Here is a 21,242-nt window from a genome sequence, read left to right on the forward strand (position 1 = left end):
GAGATGAGAACCCAGCAACAGCACGAGCCGAAGCCACCGTTTCCTGCCCAGCACCAGGACAAGCCCGGGATCGAGTCCGAGCTGGATCCGCGGCCGAGATATCTGGCGCCACTGTACAAGGGCTCCGGAAAGCTCGAAGGCAAGGCCGCGCTGATCACCGGCGGAGACTCCGGCATCGGTCGAGCGGTTGCGGTGCTCTATGCACGCGAAGGCGCAGACGTCGCGATCGTGTACCTTCCGGAAGAGCAGTCCGACGCGGAGGAGACCCGCGACGCCGTCGAGCGCGAGGGTCGCCGCGCCGTGCTCATTCCGGCCGACGTCACCGATCCGGCCTCATGCCGCGACGCGGTGGAAAGAACGATCCGCGCGCTCGGCCGACTCGACATCCTCGTCAACAACGCCGCGTTCCAGCAGCATCAGGAGAGCCTCGACGCCATCACGGACGAGCAGTGGGAGCATACGTTCCGCACCAACATCTTCGGTTACTTCTACATGGCGCGCGCCGCGCTTCCCCATCTCAAACGCGGAAGCGCCATCATCAACTGCGGTTCGATCACGGGCCTGGAGGGCAGCGCGAAGCTTCTCGACTATTCGGCGACCAAGGGCGCGATCCATGCGTTCACGAAGTCGCTCGCGCAGAACCTCATCGACAAGGGCATTCGCGTGAACTGCGTTGCGCCGGGGCCGGTATGGACGCCGCTCAACCCGTCGGACAAACCGGCCGAGGAAGTGGCGAAGTTCGGACACGACACGCCGATGAAGCGTCCGGCGCAGCCGGAAGAGGTCGCGCCGGCGTTCGTGTTTTTCGCCGCCGAAGGCGACGCCAGCTACATCACCGGCGAGGTGCTGACGCTTCTCGGGGGAGAGACGACGGCGGGCTGAGCCGCAAGGTACCGCCATGGCACGCTCGATCTGGAAAGGCAGCATTTCATTCGGTCTCGTCGAGATCCCGGTCGGGATCGTCACCGGCGAGGAAGCCAACGAGCTCGCGTTCCATCAGATCGACAAGCGCACGTTCTCGCGCGTCGGCATGAATCGCGTCAACAAGGACACCGGCAAGGAAGTGCCGTGGAGCGAGATCGTTCGCGGCTACGAGTACGAGCCCGACGAATACGTGGTGCTGACCGACGAAGACCTGCGCAAGGCCAACGCGAAGGCCACCAAGACCATTGAAATCGAGGATTTCGTCGATCAGTCGGAGATCGATCCGGTCTACTACGAAAAACCGTACTATCTCGAGCCGCTGAAGAAAGGCAGCAAGAGCTACGCGCTGCTGCGCGAGACGCTCGCACGCACCGGCAAGGTCGGAATTGCGAGCGTCGTGCTGCGTACGCGCCAGCGCATGGCCGCGCTGATGGTGCGCGAAGGCTTTCTGGTCCTCGAGATGCTTCGCTATTCGTACGAGCTTCGCGATCCGAAGAAGCTCGGCATCGAAGTCCCCGACGAGGACGTGAAAAAGCTCGGCATCAGCGACCGCGAGGTCAAGCTCGCCGAGCGGCTCGTCAAGGACATGACGGCGAAGTGGAACCCGAAGAAGTACAAGGACACCTATCGCGAAGACGTGATGGCGATGATCGAGAAGAAGATCAAGTCCGGACAGACGCACGTGATCGAGGAGCCGGCGGAAGAGGAAGAAGAGGCCGCGCCGAAGCGCGAAGTCGTTGATCTCATGCCGCTCCTGAAAAAGAGCGTCGAGTCGCGCCAGGGCGGACGATCGAAAACGGATCGCGGGAGCCGTCAGGCCACAAAGAGGGCGCGCGCGAAGAGCGCGTGAAGCGCGCCGCGACATCGCGTCCTTTGGCGCGCGCGCCAGAGCTCCGCAAAAAGGCCGCTGCAGGATCGCGCCGCAAACCTTCCGGCGCTGCGTCGGCCAGTGCTTCGCGCGCGAACGGCGCAAAACCCGGCCCTTTGCCGGACTGGATTCCTCCGCAGCTCGCCACGCTCGTCACCGATGCGCCTCGCGGCGACGGCTGGCTGCACGAAATCAAGTACGACGGCTACCGCATGCTCCTGCGCGTCGACGCAGGCGAGGTAAGGCTGCTGTCGAGGAGCGCCAAGGACTGGACCGGGCAGTTTTCCCGCGTGGCCCGTGCCGCGACGCGGCTTGCCGCGCGCAGCGCGATGCTCGACGGCGAAGTCATCATTCTCGAGCCCGACGGCACGACCAGCTTTCAGAAAGTGCAGAATGCCGTCACCCGCGACAGCCAGGAGCGCTTTACGTATGCAGCGTTCGACCTGATTCACCTCGACGGCTGCGACCTGACCGGTGCCACGCTCGAAGACCGCAAGGCCGTCCTTGCCGAGCTGATCGCCGCTTCGGATACGGACGGGGTCATTCATTACAGCGACCACGTGCGCGGGCGCGGTCCGGAATTCTTTCGGGAAGCGTGCCGGCACTCGCTGGAGGGAATCGTCAGCAAGCGGGCCGACGCACCGTACTCGAACGGGCGCACCCGCGACTGGTTGAAACTGAAATGCGTGCAGACGCAGGAGTTCGTCATCGGAGGATTCAGTGAGGGGTCGGGCACGCGGACCGGCTTCGGAGCGCTTCTTCTTGGTGTGCCCTCTGGACGCGGCCTGCGCTACGCAGGCCGCGTCGGCACGGGGTTCAGTGAGGTGACGCTGCGCGAGCTTTCGCGCCGTCTGAAGCGGCTGGAACGCGCACAGATGCCGTTTCTTTCCGTGCCCGCCGATCGCCGCCATGGTGCGCACTGGGTCGAACCTGAGCTCGTCGCGGAAGTTGCGTTCATGGGGTGGACGACAGGCGGGCATGTGCGTCACCCGTCGTTCCGCGGCATTCGCGACGACAGGTCGGCCGCTGACGTGACGATCGAACAGGCGGCTCCCGCCGCCGCAATCGAAGCCGGGACGGACGACACGGAAACGGCGCGGGCGTCTACCCGCGTTGCGGGGGTAAAGATCGGCAACGCATCGAAAGTTCTGTACCCCGACATCGGGCTGACCAAGCTCGAGATCGCGCGCTACTACGAAATGGTGGCGCCGTGGATGGTGCCGCAGGTGACGGGCCGGCCGCTGACGCTGCTTCGCTGCCCGAACGGATACGACTCGGCCTGTTTCTTCCAGAAGAACGCCGAGGGCGCGCCGGAACAGGAAATCCGGCGCGTCGAGATTCCGGACCTCAAAGGCGACGTGGGCTCGACGTATCTGTACGTCGACGACGCTGCAGGCCTTGTCGCGCTGCTGCAGATGGGCGTGCTCGAAATCCATATCTGGGGCTCGCGTCAGGAAACGCTCGAGCTGCCCGACCGCATCACGTTCGACCTCGATCCCGGACCGGGAGTGACGTGGGAAGCCGTGCTCGACGGCGCGCGCCTGGTCCGCTCGACGCTCGCCGAGCTCGGGCTCGAGTCGCTCGTGATGACGACCGGCGGCAAGGGGCTGCACGTGGTCGTTCCCGTCGTGCCCGAGCTCGACTGGCCGACCGTCAAAGGTTTCACGCGCGCGCTCGTGCAGGCGGTCGTTCGCCTCGAGCCGCGGCGTTACACGGCCCACCTTGCCAAGAACCGGCGCGAGAACGTGATCTTCATCGATTATCTTCGCAACGGGCGCGGAGCGACGGCAGTCGCGCCGTATTCGACGCGCGCGCGCGCCGGTGCACCGGTTGCGGTCCCGATTTCGTGGGACGAGCTGTCACCGAAGCTGAGGCCGGACATGTTCAACGTGCGCAACCTTGCCGATCGGCTTCGCGGCATGAAGAAGGATCCGTGGCAGCAGGCGAAGCTTGCGCCGCAGTCGCTCGCGAAGGTCCTCGACGCGGCGTCCGGTGCCGTCGCGCCGCAGCGCACTCGCCGCTAGCTGCGTCGGCAGCGCATTCGGACGCGCATGTCGTGCATCACTCCGGCGTCACAATCGTCGGAGTCACGAACATGATCAGGTTCTGTTTCTGCGGATCGACCTGCTTGTGCGTGAAGAGGCTTCCGACGAGCGGAACCTGTCCGAGCACCGGCAGGCCGATCTCCGCGGTCTGCTGACCCTGGCGGATAATGCCTCCCACGACGAGCGTCTGTCCGGCGGGTATGGCCATGCTCGCAACGTTCATTCCGCGGCCGTGGACGGGAATTTCGGCGTCGACCTGCGTGCCCTTCACCGTGAACGCCGTCGAGAAGAAGAACGACAGCAGTTTCGATTCGGGACGCACGTCCATCGTCATGTTCCCGTCGATGCCGATGATCGGCGTGATATCGAGGGCGACTCCGGTGAAGGTGCCGAACGGATTCTGGGTGACCGCCTGGACGCGCGTGCGGTACTCTTCGGCGATCTGGTTGGTCGACGCAGTGATGTCGTCGACCATGTGAAAGACCGTCTGGCCGGAATAGACGACCACTCGCGGAGCGGTAAGGACCTTGTTGCGATTGTCGTTCTGGATCGTCGTCAGCAGCGACGCAGCGGCCGACGGCGAGAGCACGTCGTAGACGATCTGGCCGCCGGTGAAGACCGCGTTGCCGGCGGGGACGTTCTCGACCGGTGTGACGCCGGGGAATCCCTGCGGCTCGGTCACGTCCGACGGTTCGAACTCGACGCACCCTGTGGTCGGAAGCGGGAAGAAGGTTTTCACGGCGGTGAACGGCGAGACGAAGTTCTTGTTCAGCACGGGCAGCGCGCCTTCGGGGCGGTGATTGGCGTACAGCAGGTAATCGAGATCGGGCGGTCCGCCCGTCGCGTTCGAGCTGACGGCCAAGGTTTTGCCTTCGCCGTTGGTCCCGCCTGGCGTCGGCACCGCGCTTACGAGCGGCGTCGCCAGCGCAAAGCTGAGGCCCGCGTTCTTGATGAAATCCTTGTCGACCGCGACGATCCGCACGTCGATGTCGACCTGCTTCGGCGGCGCGTCGAGACGGGGGAAGCTCGTCGAACCCACCGCCTGCACGCCGCTGAGCAGCGTGCATTCCTCGACGCAGCTGCAGCTCAGCTCGACGGACTGTCCGACGGCCGCGCGAAGCAGGCGCAGCGCGTCGGTCGTCGTGACGGTTCCGCTGCCGTCGACGTCGCAGATGCAAGGTTTGGCGTCGCAGGCCGACGGCGACCCGACGGCTTTCTTCAGCGCGGCCAGCGCATCGGCCGTTTTCGGCCCGTTGCCGGTCGATTGCGGCTGACCGCAGTCGCCGAGCGCCGCGACCGCCGCAGGCGCGGCCCCGAAAGCGAACAACGTCGTGACGAGAACGATCGGGATGGAGATTCTCATGAGCGTCTCCTGCGGCCGTGCGAAAGGGTTGCGCGACCGCGACGGAAACGCCCGCTATCAGGTCGCGGGAATTGACGGAAGCACGGTCGGGCAGGCGATCCGCAGGAGCGGAGAAAAGGCAGGGCCAGGGGCCGCAGGCGTCAGTCTTTCTGCGTCTCGTCGAGGCCCGGCAGGATGGCCTTGAAGAACGCGTTCTCGACGAGCTTGCCGATGATTTCCATGATGCTCGCGTTCGGATTCTCGATCGGTCCGCTGAGCGAGGCCTTGGTCGCGACGTCGTCGGTCTTGCGGTTCTCGAGCACGTTGGCCACCACGTCCGCGGCAAACTGCTTGACCTTGTTCATCAGCGGCCGGTGCTTGTCCTGCGCCTTGTCGTAGACGTCGACATCGTGGAACAGCACCTTGACGTAACCGTCGACGGCGTTGTTGCGCACGCCGAGCTCCGAATAGAAGCCCATGAATCCCTTGGTCACGTCGATGTTCGCCTTGGCACGAAGCAGGTCGTTCATCTTGAGCAGATCGGTTTCGTTGATGCGCACGTCGAGATCGAAGTTGGGGCTTCCGGTCTGCGGATGGAACTTTGCGGTCAGCGTGCTCGGACCGCTGCCGAGGAAGCGGCCCTTGGCATCGACCGTGCCGATTCCTTCCTTGGTCTGGTTGCTGAAGTCCTTGACGTTGACGTCGAGGCTCGAGAAGAAGATCCGGTAGTTCGGCGTGGCGGTCTTGTCGATCCAGCCGAGCGTGCTGTCGGTCAGCTTGACGTTCTTTGCGCGCAGCTGAACGGCGGCATCGTTGCTGACTTCCTTCGCCTTCTGGACGGTCTGCTTCTTGATCTGCTTCGACTCGGCGGCGTTCGCCTTGGTCATCGTGTAGTCCATGTCGGCGCTTGCGACCGTCACGTCGTCGAGGTTCACCTGCTTGATCTTCGGCGCGTATTCGACGAGCCCTTTGCCCGACAGCGTGCCCTTGCGGATCGTCGCGTAGTCGTGGATGGCTCCCGTAAGGTAGGAAAGCGGGAGCTTGTCGATCTCGACCGCGGTCTTGATGCCGGCATACGGCTCGGCAAGGAAATCCGCGTTGCCGTCGATCTCGAGCGAGCCGTTGTCGAAGACGACGGCATCCGCGTGCAGGTCGGACGGATACTCGTGGTCGCGCGACTTGATGTTGCGGATGTTGGTCGCCAGCACGTTGACGTTGCTCAGATGAAGCGGCTTGAAATCGCCGTCCGGCTTGAAGACGACGTCGCCGCCGTTCACTTTGATCTCGTTGATCTTCAGCGGGTAGATCTGTTCGAACGCCTGCTGCCAGCTTTTTGCGCGCTCGTTCGCCGGAATCTTGTTGTCGATTTCCTGTTCGCCCTGGGCCTGGTCGAGGTGAAGCCTCGGCTGGTCGATGCGGAAGTTCGCGACCAGCTTGCCGCGAAGCAGCGACAGCCACTGGACGCTCGCCGTGAGGTTCGGCACGAAGGCCAGCGGCGGCTCGGGATGTGCATCCTGCCGCACGCTCCAGTCCTCGAGGTCGAGCGAGAAGCCCAGCGGATGGAAATCGAGCTTGCGGATTGCCACCTTGTAGCCTTTGAGGCTCGCGTTCATGTCGCCTTCGATCTTCCGGCGCAGGGGTTCCTCGACGAAAAACGCTGCGATGATCGAAAGGGTGACGATGAGCCCCAGGATGACGAGGAACGATCGCTGCCAGCGCGAGCGCGGCAGATGAATGGGCAGAGCCAGGGCCATGAGAGAAGATCAACACAGTACTCGGCCGCCAGCAATGTCGCGGCGCGCGAACGATCACTCAACGGGCCATCATTCGTCGCATCCCACCGGCGAGTCATGCGACGAGGCGTGATGTCGCTACGAAAACGCTCCGGATGCCGCTGTCTTTGACTCGAGCCGGCGGGTGCGAAATGTCCTCGAACGAGGGCCCGCATTGCGGGGCGACATGGTCGCAGAACACGACGTACTGGACGTACTGATCGCGGGCGCCGGTCCGACCGGCATGGTGCTGGCGCTCGAGCTGGCCATGCGCGGCATCCGGGTCCGGATCGTCGACCGCAGCCCGCGCGCCGGCTCGGCTTCGCGTGCGATGGTCGTGCATGCGCGAACGCTCGAGCTCTACCGCCGGCTCGGCCTTGCCGAAGAGATCATCGCGCACGGGATCAAGGTGGAGCGTTTCCACCTTCGCGAAGGACGGCGTGAAGCCGCATGCATTCCCGTCGGCGATTTCGGCCGCGGTCTGAGCCCGTACCCGTTCGTGCTCAGTCTTCCGCAGGACGAGCACGAGCAGATCCTCGAGCGCAAGCTCGCCGACGCGGGCGTACGCATCGAGTGGAATACGACGCTGGAGCGATTTTCCGACCTCTCCGATCGCGTGCGCGCGACCATCCGCACCGGGGACAATCGCGAAGAGGTAGTGGAAGCCGCGTGGCTGTGCGGTTGCGACGGCGCGCACAGCGCGGTGCGCGAAGGAATCGGCGTCGGATTCCCCGGCGGCACCTACGAGCAGACGTTCTACGTCACCGACGTCGAGGCCACCGGCGTCGCGACCGACGGCGACATGCACGTGAGCCTCGGTCCGAAAACCCTCTGCGTGGTCTTTCCGATCCGCACGACCGGCCGCTTCCGCCTGATCGGAATCGTGCCCGAAGAGCTGAGGTCGCGGCCGTCGGTGCGGCTGGCCGACATCGTGCCGTATGTCGAGAACCTGATCGGAATCCGCGTCGGCCGGGAGAAATGGTTTTCCACCTATCAGGTGCATCACCGCGTGGCGGATCATTTCCGCAAGGGCAGGGCGTTTCTTGCCGGCGATGCGGGCCACGTGCACAGCCCGGCCGGCGGCCAGGGCATGAACACGGGCATCGGCGACGCGATCAACCTTGCATGGAAGCTCGCCGACGTGGTGCGCGGGCGCGCCGGCGAGCGCATCCTCGAGACCTACGAGCCCGAGCGCATCGCGTTCGCGCGAACGCTGGTGGCAACCACCGACCGCGCGTTCACCGGAGCGGTCAACCGGCGGCTCGCCGGACGCTTCGTCCGGCAGGTCCTGTTTCCGTTCGTCGTACCGCGCCTGATTGCGATTCCGGCACTCCGCCTGCTGGCCTTCCGCACGCTGTCGCAGACGCGCATTCATTATCGCGACAGCCCGCTTTCCGAAGGCCGCGCCGGAACCGTTCGCGGCGGCGACCGCCTGCCGTGGGTCGAGAGCTCGGACAACTACGCACCGCTGGCTTCGCTCGACTGGCAGATTCATCTGTACGGCGCGGCGTCGCCGCAGCTCGTGGCAGATGCGAACCGGTGCGGCATCCGGATGCATGCGTTTGCGTGGAGCGCCGACGCCGAGCGTGCGGGCTTCGCGCAGGGCGCGCTCTACCTCGTGCGGCCGGACGGCCATGTGGCCGTCGCCGCGCCGGAGCAGGAGATCGGCGTGGTGCGCGCGTTTCTCGATCGCTTCGCGATTCGAAGCGCAGCGCAGTAAAGCGCCAGCGTCGACTGCCGCAGCGGCCGCAGCGCGCGTTACAGCCCAGAAAAAAGCGGGGCCGCATTGCTGCGACCCCGCTTCGTTCAGGCACTCAAGCCCGGCAATCGGTCACGGACACGAATCGATCGTGCACGTGTCGCTCTGGGCCAGCCGGCAGCCCTCCGTGCTCGAGGCCGGTCCCTGATCCGGACAGAACCCGATGTCCTCGTTGCACAGATCCTGGTCGTGACAGTTGTCCTCGAACGGCACGCAGGCCTGCGGCAGCCCGTTCAGCAGCGGGCACGCACCGAAGTCGGCTCCGCAGTTGATCGTCGGCTGGCTCGCGCACGTTCCGGTCGCGCATTGGCCGCTGATGATCGTTCCGCCGTTGTTGAAGCAGTCGAGGAGCGCGATGCACTCGCCTTCGCTGAGCGAGCCCGGCGCGGCCGTGCCTTCGCAGACATCGCTGCATTCGCTGAACTCCGGAATGATCGTGTCGCAGTCGGCGAGCTCACCGCTTACCGCGCAGTTCAGGGCCGCAGCCACGAGCTGGCGGAACAGTTGCCGCTGCTGGACGCCCTGCACGCGCACGCACAGTGCCTCGAGCACCGACGACAGGGTCGCGCCCGAAGTGGTCGACAGCGTCTCGCCGCAGACCTGGATCGGTCCGACTGCGTCGAGGAGCTCCTGCGTCACGTTGATTCCCGTGCCCTTCTTGCCCTCGGTCCCGCTGTGCGTCGCCCAGAAGCCCGGGCTCCGGCAGATCGCGCCGGTCGGCAGCGGTTCGCACTCGGAGAAGTCGCAGCGGTCTTCGACCTCGTCGCAGGTGTCGACGTTGCAGTCGACGTTGTCCGCGCAGACGCGCGGCGTGCCGGAGCAGGTTCCGTTCGTGCAGACGTCGTTCACCGTGCAGAACTGGCCGTCCTCGCACGGCGACGTGTTGTTCGGATGCGTGCACTGGCCGTCGGTGCAGATGTCGTCGGTGCACACATTGGTGTCCGCCGTGCACTGCGTTCCGTTCGGCTGTTTGCCGTCGGCCGGACATCCACCGGCGCTTCCGGTGCAGTTCTCCGCCACGTCACATTCGCCGGTCGATGCGCGGCACACGGTCGTCGAAGGACGGAATGCGTCGGTCGGGCAGCCGGCACTGTTGCCGGTGCAGTTCTCGGCCGTATCGCACACGCCGCTCGACGGGCGGCACTCGAGCGTCGACGGCTGGAACGCGTCGATCGGACAGGTCGCCGACGATCCCGTGCAGTTCTCGGGCGTGTCGCAGACGCCGCCCGATGCGCGGCACTCGGTCGTCGAAGGTACGAAGGAATCATCCGGGCAGCTGCCGGCCGATCCGGTGCAGAATTCCGCCGTATCGCAGACACCAGCGGATGGACGGCACGGAGTCGTCAGGAAGCTGTCGTCCGGACACGTGGCCGAGCTCCCGGTGCAGAGCTCGGCGCCGTCGCACACTCCGGTTCCGGGGCGGCACGTGACGGTGCTTGCCGTGAACTGGTCGGTGGGACACGTCTTGTCGACGCCGTTGCAGATATCGGCAACGTCACAGACGCCGGCCGATGCGCGGCACACGAACGCCGTGCCGCGCACGGAGTCGGCGGGACACGTCGCGCTCGTGCCCGAGCAGCTCTCGGGCGTGTCGCAGACACCGCCGGATGCGCGGCACTCCGTGGTCGACGCGACGAACGAATCGTTCGGACAGCTCGGGCTCGCGCCGTTGCAGACTTCCGCGATGTCGCAGACACCGGCCGTTGTCCGGCACGTCGTCGTACTGGTGAGCAGGGTGTCCGTCGGGCACGCCCCGCTCGAGCCGGTGCAGTTTTCGGCCACGTCGCAAACACCGCCGGACGCACGGCACACCGTGGTGGACGGCGTGAACGTATCGGCCGGGCATGCTCCGCTGGCACCGGTGCAGTTCTCTGCCGGATCGCAGACGCCGGTCGACGCGCGGCATACGACGGTGGTCGGCGACAGGTCGTCGGCCGGGCACGCTGCACTCGAACCGGTGCAGTTCTCAGCCAGGTCGCATACTCCGGTCGACGCGCGGCAGGTCGTCGTGGACGGCGACAGGCTGTCGCTCGGGCACGTCGCGCTCGAGCCGGTGCAGCGCTCGGCCGGATCACACACGCCCGTCGAAGCGCGGCAGATCGTCGTCGACGGCGTGAACGGGAACGTGCAGCCGAAGCCGTCGGCGTTCACGTTGCTCGGATCGCAGACGGCGTCGGTGCAGTCGCTGTTGTCGACGCAGTCGGCGTTGCTCGTGCACTGCGGAATCGGAAGCGTCGTCTCGACCGTCTCGCAGTTGCACTTCGACTTGGTGCCGGGGAGCGCATCGAGGCGCGTCGGACAGTCTGTCGCATCCGCATTCTGACGCCACGTCGAGCAGACGCTGATGTCGAAGAAGCCATCGCCGTTGGTATCGGCGCACTCGGCGGTGACATTGCTGACTGGAACTCCGATGGTCTGGCTGCTCGAGATGTCGCCGCAGACGTCTCCGTCCTGGGTTCCGCCGGCAAGAGCCGGGTCGATCACGGCCACGGTACAGTCGTTGTTGGTCGAGTTGAGGGCATCGGGGCCGAGGTAGAAACCGATGTCGTATCGCTGCGTCGCGTGCGATTCGACGTGAAGGATTCCATTGAACGTGAACGTGTCGCCGATGAACTGGCAGTCGTGGCTCGTGCCTGTGACCTCGACGAACGCGACCGCGATATCTTCGGCCGTGCAGTTGAGGTCGCCGCCGGCAGCTTCACCGAGGCACGCGTCTCCGACGGCGCGCGCCGACATCGGCGAGCTGACCAGCGCGAAGGTGGCCAGCGCAGCGAAGAAGCGCACAGACCGTGAAAACAGATTTTTTGGGATGTCTTCGTTCATAGCTCGTCTCATGTGATGTATCCCCCGTCGGCCCTTTCCATCTCGTAGTCCGACAGTCTGCGGTTTCGTTTTTCTCGTCTCGTGCCGCCGCTCCGGCGACGCGTTCGTTGCGATGCACCGTTTTGAAATCGGAACAATGAGCGGCTGACGTCATGCCGCAAGACCCACGAACGGGGACTCGTCAATTTGCTCTTTGTGTCTGCGGCAAGAGGCCGTGCAGCGGGAGTGCAGATTTTTTGCGGAGTTTGTGAACAGCGTCGTGCGTCGCCGGCGTTGACGACGCGCGACTTCTGTCACGCGATGGAGTTTCAATTTTTTCGAATGAGTGGCGGGCGGGAGAGGAAAATATCCGACTTGTCACATACATGCGGCATTTCGCACGGGGGATAGCGCCTCGTTTCGGGGATGGTCTGAGACACCCGGTCGATCACATCGAGACGCGTATGAAAAAAAGGCGGGGCCGCATCTGCGACCCCGCCTCTTGTCCGCACCTTGCGGTGCCGGCCCGTCAGGCTCCAGCCAGAGAACCTGACGCTACGGACACGACACGATCGTACACTGGTTGCTCTGTGCCTCCCTGCACGCGGCATCGCTCGTTGCCGGACTGCTGTCCGGACAGAAGCCGATGTCCTCGTTGCAGAGCTCCTGGTCATGACAGTTGTCTTCGAGCGGTACGCACGCCTGCGGCAGTCCGTTGAAGTCCGGACACGGACCGAAGTCGCCGCCGCAGTTGGTCTGCGGCTGGCTCGCGCAGGTGCCCAGTGAACACTGGTCGCCGATCATTTCGCCGCCGTTGTTGAAGCAGTCGAGAAGCGCGATGCATTCGCCCTCCGTCGGCGCGTTCTGATCCGCAGTGCCCTCGCAGACGTCACTGCACGCGTCGAATTCCGGAATGATCAGGTTGCAGAAGTTCGCGACACCGGTAACCGCGCAGTTGAGCGCCGCAGCGACCAGCTGACGATACAGCTGCAACGTCGAATCTCCCTGTACGCGCACGCACAGCGCCTCGAGAGCCGATGTGAGACCGAGCCCGTCGAGGAACGGCTTGCTGGTGTTGCTGGTGGTCGAGATCGTCTGGCCGCAGACCTGCAGCGGTCCGACGAGATCCAGCAGCTCCTGCGTGATGTTCGTGGCGCTGCCTTTCTTCGCTTCCGATCCCGCATGCGTGGCCCAGAATCCGGCGGTCCGGCAGATCTCGCCGTCCGGAATCGCGGGCTCGCACTCGGTGAAGTCGCATTTGTCTTCGGCCTCGTTGCACGTGTCGACGCTGCACTCTTTTCCATCGTCGCAGACGAGTGGAGTTCCCGCGCAGATGCCGCCGGAGCAGACGTCGTTGGTCGTGCAGAACGCGCCGTCGTCACATGGATCGTTGTTGTCCGGGTGCGTGCAGACGCCGCCCTCGCAGACATCGTCGGTGCAGACCTGCCCATCGTCCGGACATGGCGTCCCGTTGTCGGCCGGAGTGTCGGCAGGGCAGTCCGGCGAGCTGCCGGTGCACCGGTCGTCGGCGTCGCAGACCCCCGACGCAGCCCGGCAGATCGTCGTCGACGGAGCATTCGGGAACACGCAGCCGAACCCGTCGGCATTCGGGTTGCTGGGATCGCACACGTCGCTCGTGCAGATCTGCCCGTCGTCGCATTCGGCATCGCTCGCGCATTGCGGCACCGCAAGGGTCGTGTCGACCTGCTCGCAGTTGCACTTCGATTTCGTGCCGGGAAGCGCATGGGCTTCATCCGGGCAGTCGGTGCTGCTCGCCTGCTGGCGCCATGTGGAGCACGTGCTGACATCGAAGAATCCGTCCCCGTTGGTATCCGCACACACCGCAGTCACACCCGTGACGGGAACCAGGAATTCCATCGCGCTCGAGACGTCACCGCACACGTCGCCGTCCTGGGTACCGCCGATGGCGTTGGGATCGATGACCGTGACGGTGCAGCTCGAATCGGTCGACGTATAGGCGTTGGGGCCAAGGTAGAAGCCTACGTCGTACCGGTTCGTCGCATGCGAGACGACGTGCAGGAAGCCGTCGAACGTGAACGTGTCGCCGAAGCCGCTGCAGCCGTCCGGAACATTGGTGATCTCGATGTTCGCGATCGCGATGTCCTCGGCCGTGCAGTTTGCATCCTGGCCGTAGGCCTCTTTGAGGCAGTCTTCGGCGAAGGCCGGCTTGGCGGCGCCGAGCGCGGCGACTGCGACCAACGCGAGTGCGATTCGGAATAGTGCAGAAGTGCAGGAATTTGTCTTGTTGCGTGTCTTTCTCATATTACCCCCGCGTCGCCCGTTGCTGTGCGGACGACTCGATTGGTTTGCTGCGAACACCCGAAAGAGCGCCGGCATTCGTACCTCCCAGGCCGGCGCGTTGGTTTACATACACACGGGAACGTTGGCTGCGCTCAGGATGCTCGCAAGACCCACGGCCGAGGCTGGCTGCACCCGGCGGGAGGGTCGTCGAATCGATGCACACCGCGTCGTGTGTGCGGCATTTCGGCTTTTTTTGGCTGCGCCGTGAAAGGGTCTGCGCCGACGCGGGCGAGTTTTCGATTCCCCACATGACGTTCAAATTTCCCGCGGGCGAGGGATGACTTCTTTCAGGCCGCACACGCATTGCCGCAGATTCGAATGGGGGATGAGCCCGCGATGAAGTGGATGCGGGATTTGCGCCGCAACCTTGCCGCACGAACGGCGTTGATGCGCGAAAGCCTCTGTCGCCGATGAGCACGGTTTCACAGATCGCTGCGCACGAGCCGGCGACTCACTTCGGCCGCTTGCCTTGACTGCGGCCACATCCCCGGCGTATGAGGCCCGCTGTGACCAAAGGGCTGAGGAAACTGTGGAACAGGCGTATCGCGGCGTTTGCCGTTGCAGCGCTGGTTCTGCTTCCGACGGCTCTCAGCGGCCACCGTCACGAAAGCGGCGATCCAGCCGCGTCCGCCGGCTGCGCAGTCTGCGTCTCCACGCAGCATTCGCCGGCGACTGTCGCGGCTGCTCCGCAGCTCGCCTCCATCCTGCTTCCGCCCACGGTGATCGATGTTTCGGTTGCCCTGGCTCCCGCGCACGTCTTCCAGCGGCCGCTGTCCGGCCGCGCTCCTCCGCTCGCCACGACCACACCAGTCGCCTGATCCCGCATCGATGACGGAGCGCGCAACGCGCGCCACGCCGTTCGATGTGTACCGTTGTGGTTCGCCGCCCGAGGAGGATTTCTCGTGCAACATGCATCGAGTGTGCGTGGGTTGGCAGGCATCGTGCCTGGCTCCCATCGATGGAAATCGTGGAAGGCCGGAAGATTTCCGGCGCTGATCGCCGCAGCCGCATTGGGACTGCGACCGCAAGCCGCATGCGCCGACGCGGATGCCGACCTGCTCCGCGAGCTGCGCCAGCAGATGCGGCAGATGCAGCAGCAGATGAATCAGATCGAGCAGAAGATCGAGCAGGTCGAACGGCGAAAAGGCATTCGACCCGCCGTCGCGGCTTCGCCGGAGGCGTCTGCGCAAACGCCGGCGCCGGGCGCTTCACCGGCAGGCTCTGCGGTGAGCTCACCGGCGGCGACCGCCAGTGCACCGGCGGCGACCGGCACCGCTTCGACTGCCGGCGCTTCGGCCACGACTGCGGCGGCTTCGGCCGCGAGCGCTGCGCCACCATCGCAGTTGCCGCCGTGGCTTCACGGCCAGCCGCTCACCGTAGCGAGCGCGGGGTCGAGCTACATGAACATCAGCTTCGACACGATCGTCGACGCCGGCACGTCCACCGACAGCCACGTGCACCAGCTCCAGCTCGGCGACCACGACCCGGACCAGCGCGGCTTCTCGCTGCGCAACGCCGAGCTGGCCGTCGACGGCGCGGTCGATCCGTACTTCAAGGCGTTCGCCAACGTCGTCTTCAAGCTCGACGACGGCAACGAGACCGAAGTCGAGCTCGAGGAAGCCTACGGGCTGTCGACGTCGCTTCCGTGGAACCTGCAGGTCAAGGCCGGGCAGTACTTCGCCGAATTCGGCCGCCAGAATTCGGTGCACCCGCACGCGTGGGCGTTCGTCGACGAGCCGCTGATCATGGGTCGCGTGCTCGGCGGCGACGGGCTGCGCAACGTCGGCGCCCGCGTCTCGTGGCTCGCGCCGACGCCGTTCTACACCGAGCTCTTCCTGAGCATCTTCAACGGCGAAGGCGGCACCGCGTTCAGCTTCCGCGACTCGGAGAACACGTACGGTCGCAGGCCCGTCGATCGCAGCATCCATGCGTTCTCGGACCTGCTGTTCGTGCCGCGCATCGCCACGTCGTTCGACCTGACCGACACGCAGACGCTGGTCTTCGGCGCATCGGGCGCATTCGGACCGAACGACAGCGGCCACCACACCGACACCGAAATCTACGGCACCGACCTGTACTGGAAATGGCGTCCGGTGCGCGCGCAGCAGGGTTTTCCGTTCGTCTCGTCGCAGACCGAGCTGATGCTGCGCCGCTACGAAGCCGCCGAAGACCTGTCCGCCGCGCTTCCGCACCAGATGCTCGAGGACTACGGCGGATACTCGCAGCTGCTGTGGGGATTCCGCATGAACTGGGTCGCGGGGCTGCGCGGCGAATACGTGACGGCCAACAACCGCAGCTTCGACGTCGACGAGCGCGGCCATCGCACGAGGATCTCGCCGAACATCACGTGGTATCCGACCGAGTTCTCCAAGCTGCGCCTCCAGTACAACTACGACCACGGCCAGGCCTTCGGCGACGAGCACTCGGTCTGGCTGCAGGCCGAATTCACACTCGGCGCGCACGGCGCGCACAAATTCTAGGAGCCCTGAGCATGAAACTTTCCAATTCGATTCGAACGCGATGCCGCATTGCGGGCGTCGTACTGGCAGCGCTTGCGATGCTGGCCTGCGGCCGCGATGCGCAGGCGAAGCTGAACGTGGTGGCGACGCTTCCCGACCTCGCCGCGATCGCGCAGGCGATCGCCGGCGACAAGGCCGACGTCAAGTGCATCGGCAAGCCGAACGAAGACCCGCACTACATCCAGGCCAAGCCGAGCTTCATCGTCACGCTGAACAACGCCGACGTGCTGATCCAGAACGGCCTCGACCTGGAAATCGGATGGCTGCCGGCGCTCGTCGACCAGACCCGCAACGCGAAGATCCGCGCCGGCGCGCCGGGTCTGGTGACCGCGGCCGAAGGCGTGCCGCTGCTGGAGATCCCGACCGCGCCGGTCACGCGCGCCGAGGGCGACGTGCATCCGGGCGGGAATCCGCATTTCTCGATCGATCCGGAGAACGCGAAGATCATGGCGAAGAACATCGCCGGCGGTCTTGCGCGCGTGGATCCCGCCGACTCTGCGGTCTTCCAGGCGAACCTGGAGACGCTGCTCGCGCGCATCCAGGATTCCGAGACCGCGTGCCTGCAGGCGATGGAGCCGTATCGCGGCACCAAGGTCGTCACGTACCACAAGAGCCTCACGTACTTCTGCCAGCGCTTCGGCCTGACCGAAGTCGGAACGATCGAGCCGAAGCCGGGAATTCCGCCGTCGCCGTCGCACATCACCGATCTGATCGAGCTGATGAAGCGTGAGAACGTGAAGCTGATCCTGATGGAGCCGTGGCACGAGCGCCGCACGCCGGACCTCGTCGCGCAGCAGACCGGCGCAAAAGTCGTCGAGTTCGCCGCGCAGGTCGGCGGCAGCGCCGACATCCCCGACTATCCCGCGCTTTGCCGGAGCATCACGACCCAGCTCGTCGATGCGCTGAAGAAATAGGAGCGAGGATCCTGTTGAACACCCTCATCGAATTTCGTGACGTCACGCTCGGCTACCGCCGGCACGTCGTGCTGTCCGGGCTCAGCTTTGCGATCGACGAAGGCGAGTTCTTCGGAATCGTCGGCGCCAACGGCTCGGGCAAGACCACGATCCTGCGCGCGATGCTCGGAATCATCTCTCCGACGGCAGGCCGCATCGAGTTCGCCGGACGCCAAGAGCGGATGCGCTTCGGGTACGTGCCGCAGAAGGCCCACATCGACGAGCTGTTCCCGTTCACGGCGCGCGAGATCGTACTGATGGGCCGCTACGGCCTGCTGCCTCCCGGCCGCCGTCCGACCGACGAGGACCGGCGCATTGCCGAGCAGCAACTCGAGCACGTCGGCATCGGCGCGCTTGCCGGCAAGCGGTTTCGCGACATGTCGGGAGGCCAGAAGCAGCGCACGCTGTTCGCGCGCGCGCTGGCTGCCGAGGCGAAGGTGCTGCTGATGGACGAGCCGACCGAAGGCATGGACCTCGAAGGCCAGCACGCGATTCTGGAGCTGATCGGTCGCCTCCGCGCCGAAAGCGGCGTCAGCGTCGTGTACGTCACGCATCGCCTCAACGAGCTCGCAGACTCCGCGGAGCGTCTGCTGCTGCTTCACGACGGACAGGTGCAGGTCGGTCCGACCGAGGAGCTGCTGACGCCACAGGTGCTGTACCAGATGTACGGCGTTCACGCGGCGGTCGAGATGGTGGCCGGCAAGCGGGTGATCGTTCTATGAGCAAGCTCGTCGAGATGTTCCAGCAGGATTTCATGATCAACGTGCTTGCCGGCACGATGATCGTAGCCGCCATCTGCTCGTACCTCGGGGTGTTCATCGTGCTGCGGCGTGCGGTGTTCGTGGGAGCGGCGCTCGCGCAGGTCAGCTCGCTCGGCGTCGCGCTGGCGCTGTTCCTGACCGGGATCCTCGAGAGCTGGCACGGCATGCATGCCGAGCTGCCGCCGCAGCCGATCGCGCTCGCGCTGACGGTGGTTGCGGCGGTGGCGATGGCAGCGCAGCGGCGCGAAGGGCACCTTCCGCGCGAGACGCTGATCGGCGTCTCTTATGCGGCCGCGTCGGGCCTTGCGATCCTCGTGGTCGCGGTCAGCACCCACGCAGAGTCCGAAGTGCTCAACCTGATGTTCGGCAACGTGCTCGCGATCGACAGCGGCGAGGTCTTCCTGCTCGCGATGCTCGGGCTGTCGGTCGCGATCGTGCACGCGGTATTCTTCAAGGAGTTCGTGTTCGTATCGTTCGATCCCGACATGGCGACAGCTCTCGGGGTCAACGCGCGGCTGTGGAACGTCGTGCTGTTCCTGACGATCGGCGTCACCATCTCGCTCGCGATCCGTGCCGCCGGCGCGCTCGTCGTGTTCGATTTCCTCGTGCTGCCGGCGGCCACCGCGCTGGTTCTCGGCCGCAGCATCCGGTTCGCATTCGCCACGGCGATCGTGGTCGGGGTCGCGAGCAGCGTGGCCGGCATCTCGATCTCGTACGTTGCCGATCTGCCGAGCGGGCCGACGATCGTCGCGGTCAGCACTGCTGTGCTGCTTACGGTGATGGCGGGTCGCAAGCTCGCGACCTGAGAAGTCCGTTCAGGCCGGCCGCTGCCAGCACGACCGTCGCCAGATCGGACGGCGTATGCATGCGCGGCTCTCCGAAAAAGGTACTGACGACGAGAAACGCGACGAACACCGATCCGAGCAGCGGCAGAAGAAAACCGTTCGAGCGATAGAGGCATACCGTTCCGGCCAGCGCGAAGGGAATCAGCAGCAGGTACGAAGTGACCCACGCCCAGATCGGAGACAGCCCCATCCCCATCCAGCTCGCCGTCAGCTGGACAGTCTGCGTCGGACGATACACGCCGACGGTGCGACCGAGCCGGGCCGCGATCACGAGGGGAAGGCGATCGAGATGGGCGGACATGTTGTGCAGGGCGGCGCGGATACAGATGGGGCTTTGCTCGGATCGGTCGAGTCCTTTCGCTTCGCCCCATCCGCATCCGTCGAACGCCATGCCGTTGTAGAAGTATCCAAGGAACTCGCCGCCATAGGTCCATGGCGGGCAGTTGCCGGCGAGCAGCGCAGGGCCGGAATTGGTCGAAAGAATGACCGGCTGGGCGAAGCGCCTGCTGTTGTAGATGGTCCACGGTGAGATCACCGTAACGAAAGCGAGTACGGCGCCGACGAGCCATGAAATCCTCTGGCTCGGCGCGAGCCCCGGGACGCGAAAGAGCACGGGCGCGACGACGATGGCGAGAAGCGCGGACTGCTCGGAGCGAACCAGCGCCAGCAACCCGCAGACTGCACCAACGCCTAAGCAGCGATGGAGGGTTGGATCATCGCGAAGGTTGGCGACGAGAAGCATGAAGATGCCGATCAGCACAAGACCGAGAGGCTCCGACAGCACGTTGGCCTCGACGACCCAGAACCCCGGGTACAGAGCGGCAGCGAACGCGGCGAGTATGCCGGACCTGTTGCCCGCGTAGCGACGTCCGACCGCCCCGGCCACGGCGATGAGCGCCAGTCCGACGACGACGGTCGTCAGCTGGTGTGCACGAAGGCTACGGCCGCCGAGCGCCGAGACGAGACCCAGCAGCGTCACCCAGGCGGGAGGATGGTGCGCGATCGGCTGGCCGACGTCGCCCCAGCCCGATGTGTAGCCAAGACCATCCGCGAGACGCAGCGCCTCGACGCTGTAGGAGAACCCATCGCCGCCGACAAAAGGTCGCCCGTCGGTGAATACGCAAGTCAGGCGGACCGCCGCGCCAAGCGCAACGGCTGCCAGGACTCCAACGCGAAAACGCGCATCGGGGCGCTGGTCATTCTCAGTGCTGCGAAGGCACATTGGATGCCACCAGCCACCACAACATGGCGGCAATGCTACGGCGAGCAGACGGCGGCTGTGGCGCGGACGCCGTTGCCGCAGGGACTTACTTTGCGAGCCCTTTCACTTTCTCGGTCATCTCCGGCACGGCCTGGAACAGGTCGGCGACGAGCCCGTAGTCGGCAACCTGGAAGATCGGCGCTTCGGCGTCCTTGTTGATCGCGACGATGACCTTCGAGTCCTTCATGCCGGCCAGATGCTGGATCGCACCCGAGATGCCGACGGCGACGTACAAGGTCGGCGCGACGACTTTTCCGGTCTGTCCGACCTGGAGGTCGTTCGGTACGTAGCCGGCGTCGACGGCGGCGCGGCTTGCGCCCATCGCGGCGCCGAGCGCATCGCACAGCGGCGCGAGCACGGTCGTGAAGTTCTCACCGTTCTTGAGGCCGCGCCCCCCGGAGACGACGCGCGTGGCTTCGGTGAGCACCGGGCGGTCGGACTTGGTCTCTTCGATGCTGACGAACTTCGCGGGCTTGGCCGGAGCCGGCGGCGTGATCGAAAGCGCTTCGACCGCAGCGCCGGATCCCGTTGCGGCCTCGAATGCCGTCGTGCGTACAGAGATCACTTTCTTGTCGGCGACGAGCTCGACGGTCGCGAGGACGTTGCCCGCGTTCATCGGGCGCACCATCGTTCCGTCGGCGTTGATCTCGGTGACGTCGCTCGCGATCGCCGCGTCCATCGCAGCGGCAAGTCTCGGCGCGATGTCGCGGCCCTTGCTGGTGGCAGCAAAAACGACGGTGTCGGCGCCGACCGCTTCGGCGACAGCCTTCAGCGTCAGCGCGGTCACGTCGGCGAGCGCATGCTCGACGGCGGGATTGTCGACCGTGACGACCTTGTCCGCCCCGAGATTCGCGGCCTGCGCCGCGACTTCGCCGATGCCCGAACCGAGCACTGCGAGGATGGCCTGTCCGCCGCCCATCGACGCAAGCTTCTTTGCTGCGGTTACGGCGACCGCCGTCGCCTTGGGCAGCTTTCCGTGGGCGTGCTCTGCGTAAACAAGAACGTTGCTCACTTCTGTCTCCTGTCGTGCGCCCGCAGGATATCGCGTGGCGCCGGAAATCGTGGATCC

Annotated in this window: 15 protein-coding genes; 9 read left to right on the plus strand and 6 right to left on the minus strand. The window is 65.4% G+C overall.

The genetic code is table 11. From position 1 onward, the window contains the following. The first annotated feature begins 3 nt into the window (after positions 1-3). The 3 genes from VN634_05350 to ligD all read left to right on the plus strand — a co-directional run bounded on the left by VN634_05350 (position 4) and on the right by ligD (position 3,816). Positions 4-882: an SDR family oxidoreductase gene (locus tag VN634_05350; protein HXC50291.1), complete on the plus strand. Its 879-nt coding sequence runs from the start codon at positions 4-6 to the stop codon at positions 880-882. A gap of 16 nt (positions 883-898) precedes the next feature. Beyond that, on the plus strand, positions 899-1,774 hold the full coding sequence (locus VN634_05355) for a Ku protein (protein HXC50292.1): 876 nt from the start codon (positions 899-901) through the stop codon (positions 1,772-1,774). 134 nt (positions 1,775-1,908) lie between these two features. After that, entirely contained in the window at positions 1,909-3,816 is a 1,908-nt protein-coding gene (gene ligD / locus VN634_05360; protein HXC50293.1) for a DNA ligase D, read from the plus strand. Positions 3,817-3,853: 37 nt separating this feature from the next. Here ligD and VN634_05365 read toward each other — a convergent pair whose 3' ends face one another. Together VN634_05365 and VN634_05370 are read right to left on the minus strand one after the other, a co-directional pair. Continuing rightward, on the minus strand, positions 3,854-5,200 hold the full coding sequence (locus tag VN634_05365; GenBank protein HXC50294.1) for a hypothetical protein: 1,347 nt from the start codon (positions 5,198-5,200) through the stop codon (positions 3,854-3,856). A gap of 140 nt (positions 5,201-5,340) precedes the next feature. Beyond that, positions 5,341-6,933, minus strand: coding sequence for a DUF748 domain-containing protein (locus VN634_05370; GenBank protein HXC50295.1), 1,593 nt, complete (start codon positions 6,931-6,933; stop codon positions 5,341-5,343). A gap of 205 nt (positions 6,934-7,138) precedes the next feature. On the opposite strand from VN634_05370, the gene VN634_05375 reads away from it, so the two are divergent. Then, entirely contained in the window at positions 7,139-8,671 is a 1,533-nt protein-coding gene (locus VN634_05375; GenBank protein ID HXC50296.1) for an FAD-dependent monooxygenase, read from the plus strand. Between the two features lie 111 nt (positions 8,672-8,782). Here the strand turns inward: VN634_05375 and VN634_05380 are convergent, their stop codons facing one another. Both VN634_05380 and VN634_05385 read right to left on the minus strand, forming a co-directional pair. Beyond that, entirely contained in the window at positions 8,783-11,533 is a 2,751-nt protein-coding gene (locus VN634_05380) for a hypothetical protein (protein ID HXC50297.1), read from the minus strand. 534 nt (positions 11,534-12,067) lie between these two features. Beyond that, positions 12,068-13,732, minus strand: a complete 1,665-nt coding sequence (locus tag VN634_05385; GenBank protein HXC50298.1) for a hypothetical protein — start codon at positions 13,730-13,732, stop codon at positions 12,068-12,070. 608 nt (positions 13,733-14,340) lie between these two features. Between VN634_05385 and VN634_05390 the strand changes: the two genes are divergently transcribed. From VN634_05390 to VN634_05410, 5 genes are all read left to right on the plus strand, one after another. Further along, complete coding sequence (locus VN634_05390) at positions 14,341-14,652, plus strand: hypothetical protein (GenBank protein HXC50299.1); 312 nt, start codon at positions 14,341-14,343, stop codon at positions 14,650-14,652. A gap of 123 nt (positions 14,653-14,775) precedes the next feature. Further along, on the plus strand, positions 14,776-16,314 hold the full coding sequence (locus VN634_05395) for a hypothetical protein (GenBank protein ID HXC50300.1): 1,539 nt from the start codon (positions 14,776-14,778) through the stop codon (positions 16,312-16,314). Positions 16,315-16,325: 11 nt separating this feature from the next. Then, positions 16,326-17,267, plus strand: coding sequence for a metal ABC transporter substrate-binding protein (locus tag VN634_05400; protein ID HXC50301.1), 942 nt, complete (start codon positions 16,326-16,328; stop codon positions 17,265-17,267). 14 nt (positions 17,268-17,281) lie between these two features. Beyond that, positions 17,282-18,028, plus strand: coding sequence for a metal ABC transporter ATP-binding protein (locus VN634_05405; protein ID HXC50302.1), 747 nt, complete (start codon positions 17,282-17,284; stop codon positions 18,026-18,028). Further along, the gene (locus VN634_05410; GenBank protein HXC50303.1) at positions 18,025-18,873 is read left to right on the plus strand and encodes a metal ABC transporter permease; all 849 of its coding nucleotides are present in this window, start codon (positions 18,025-18,027) and stop codon (positions 18,871-18,873) included. The genes VN634_05405 and VN634_05410 overlap by 4 nt, the downstream gene beginning before the upstream one ends. On the opposite strand, the gene VN634_05415 is transcribed toward VN634_05410, so the two are convergent. Together VN634_05415 and VN634_05420 are read right to left on the minus strand one after the other, a co-directional pair. Next, on the minus strand, positions 18,839-20,134 hold the full coding sequence (locus VN634_05415; protein ID HXC50304.1) for a glycosyltransferase family 39 protein: 1,296 nt from the start codon (positions 20,132-20,134) through the stop codon (positions 18,839-18,841). The two genes, VN634_05410 and VN634_05415, sit on opposite strands and share 35 nt — an antisense overlap. 85 nt (positions 20,135-20,219) lie before the next feature. Further along, a complete protein-coding gene (locus tag VN634_05420; GenBank protein ID HXC50305.1) occupies positions 20,220-21,185 on the minus strand; it encodes an electron transfer flavoprotein subunit alpha/FixB family protein in 966 nt (321 codons plus the stop codon). Between the last annotated feature and the right edge of the window lie 57 nt (positions 21,186-21,242).

This window comes from Candidatus Limnocylindrales bacterium, from assembly GCA_035571835.1.
Taxonomy (GTDB): domain Bacteria; phylum Desulfobacterota; class Binatia; order UBA1149; family CAITLU01; genus DATNBU01.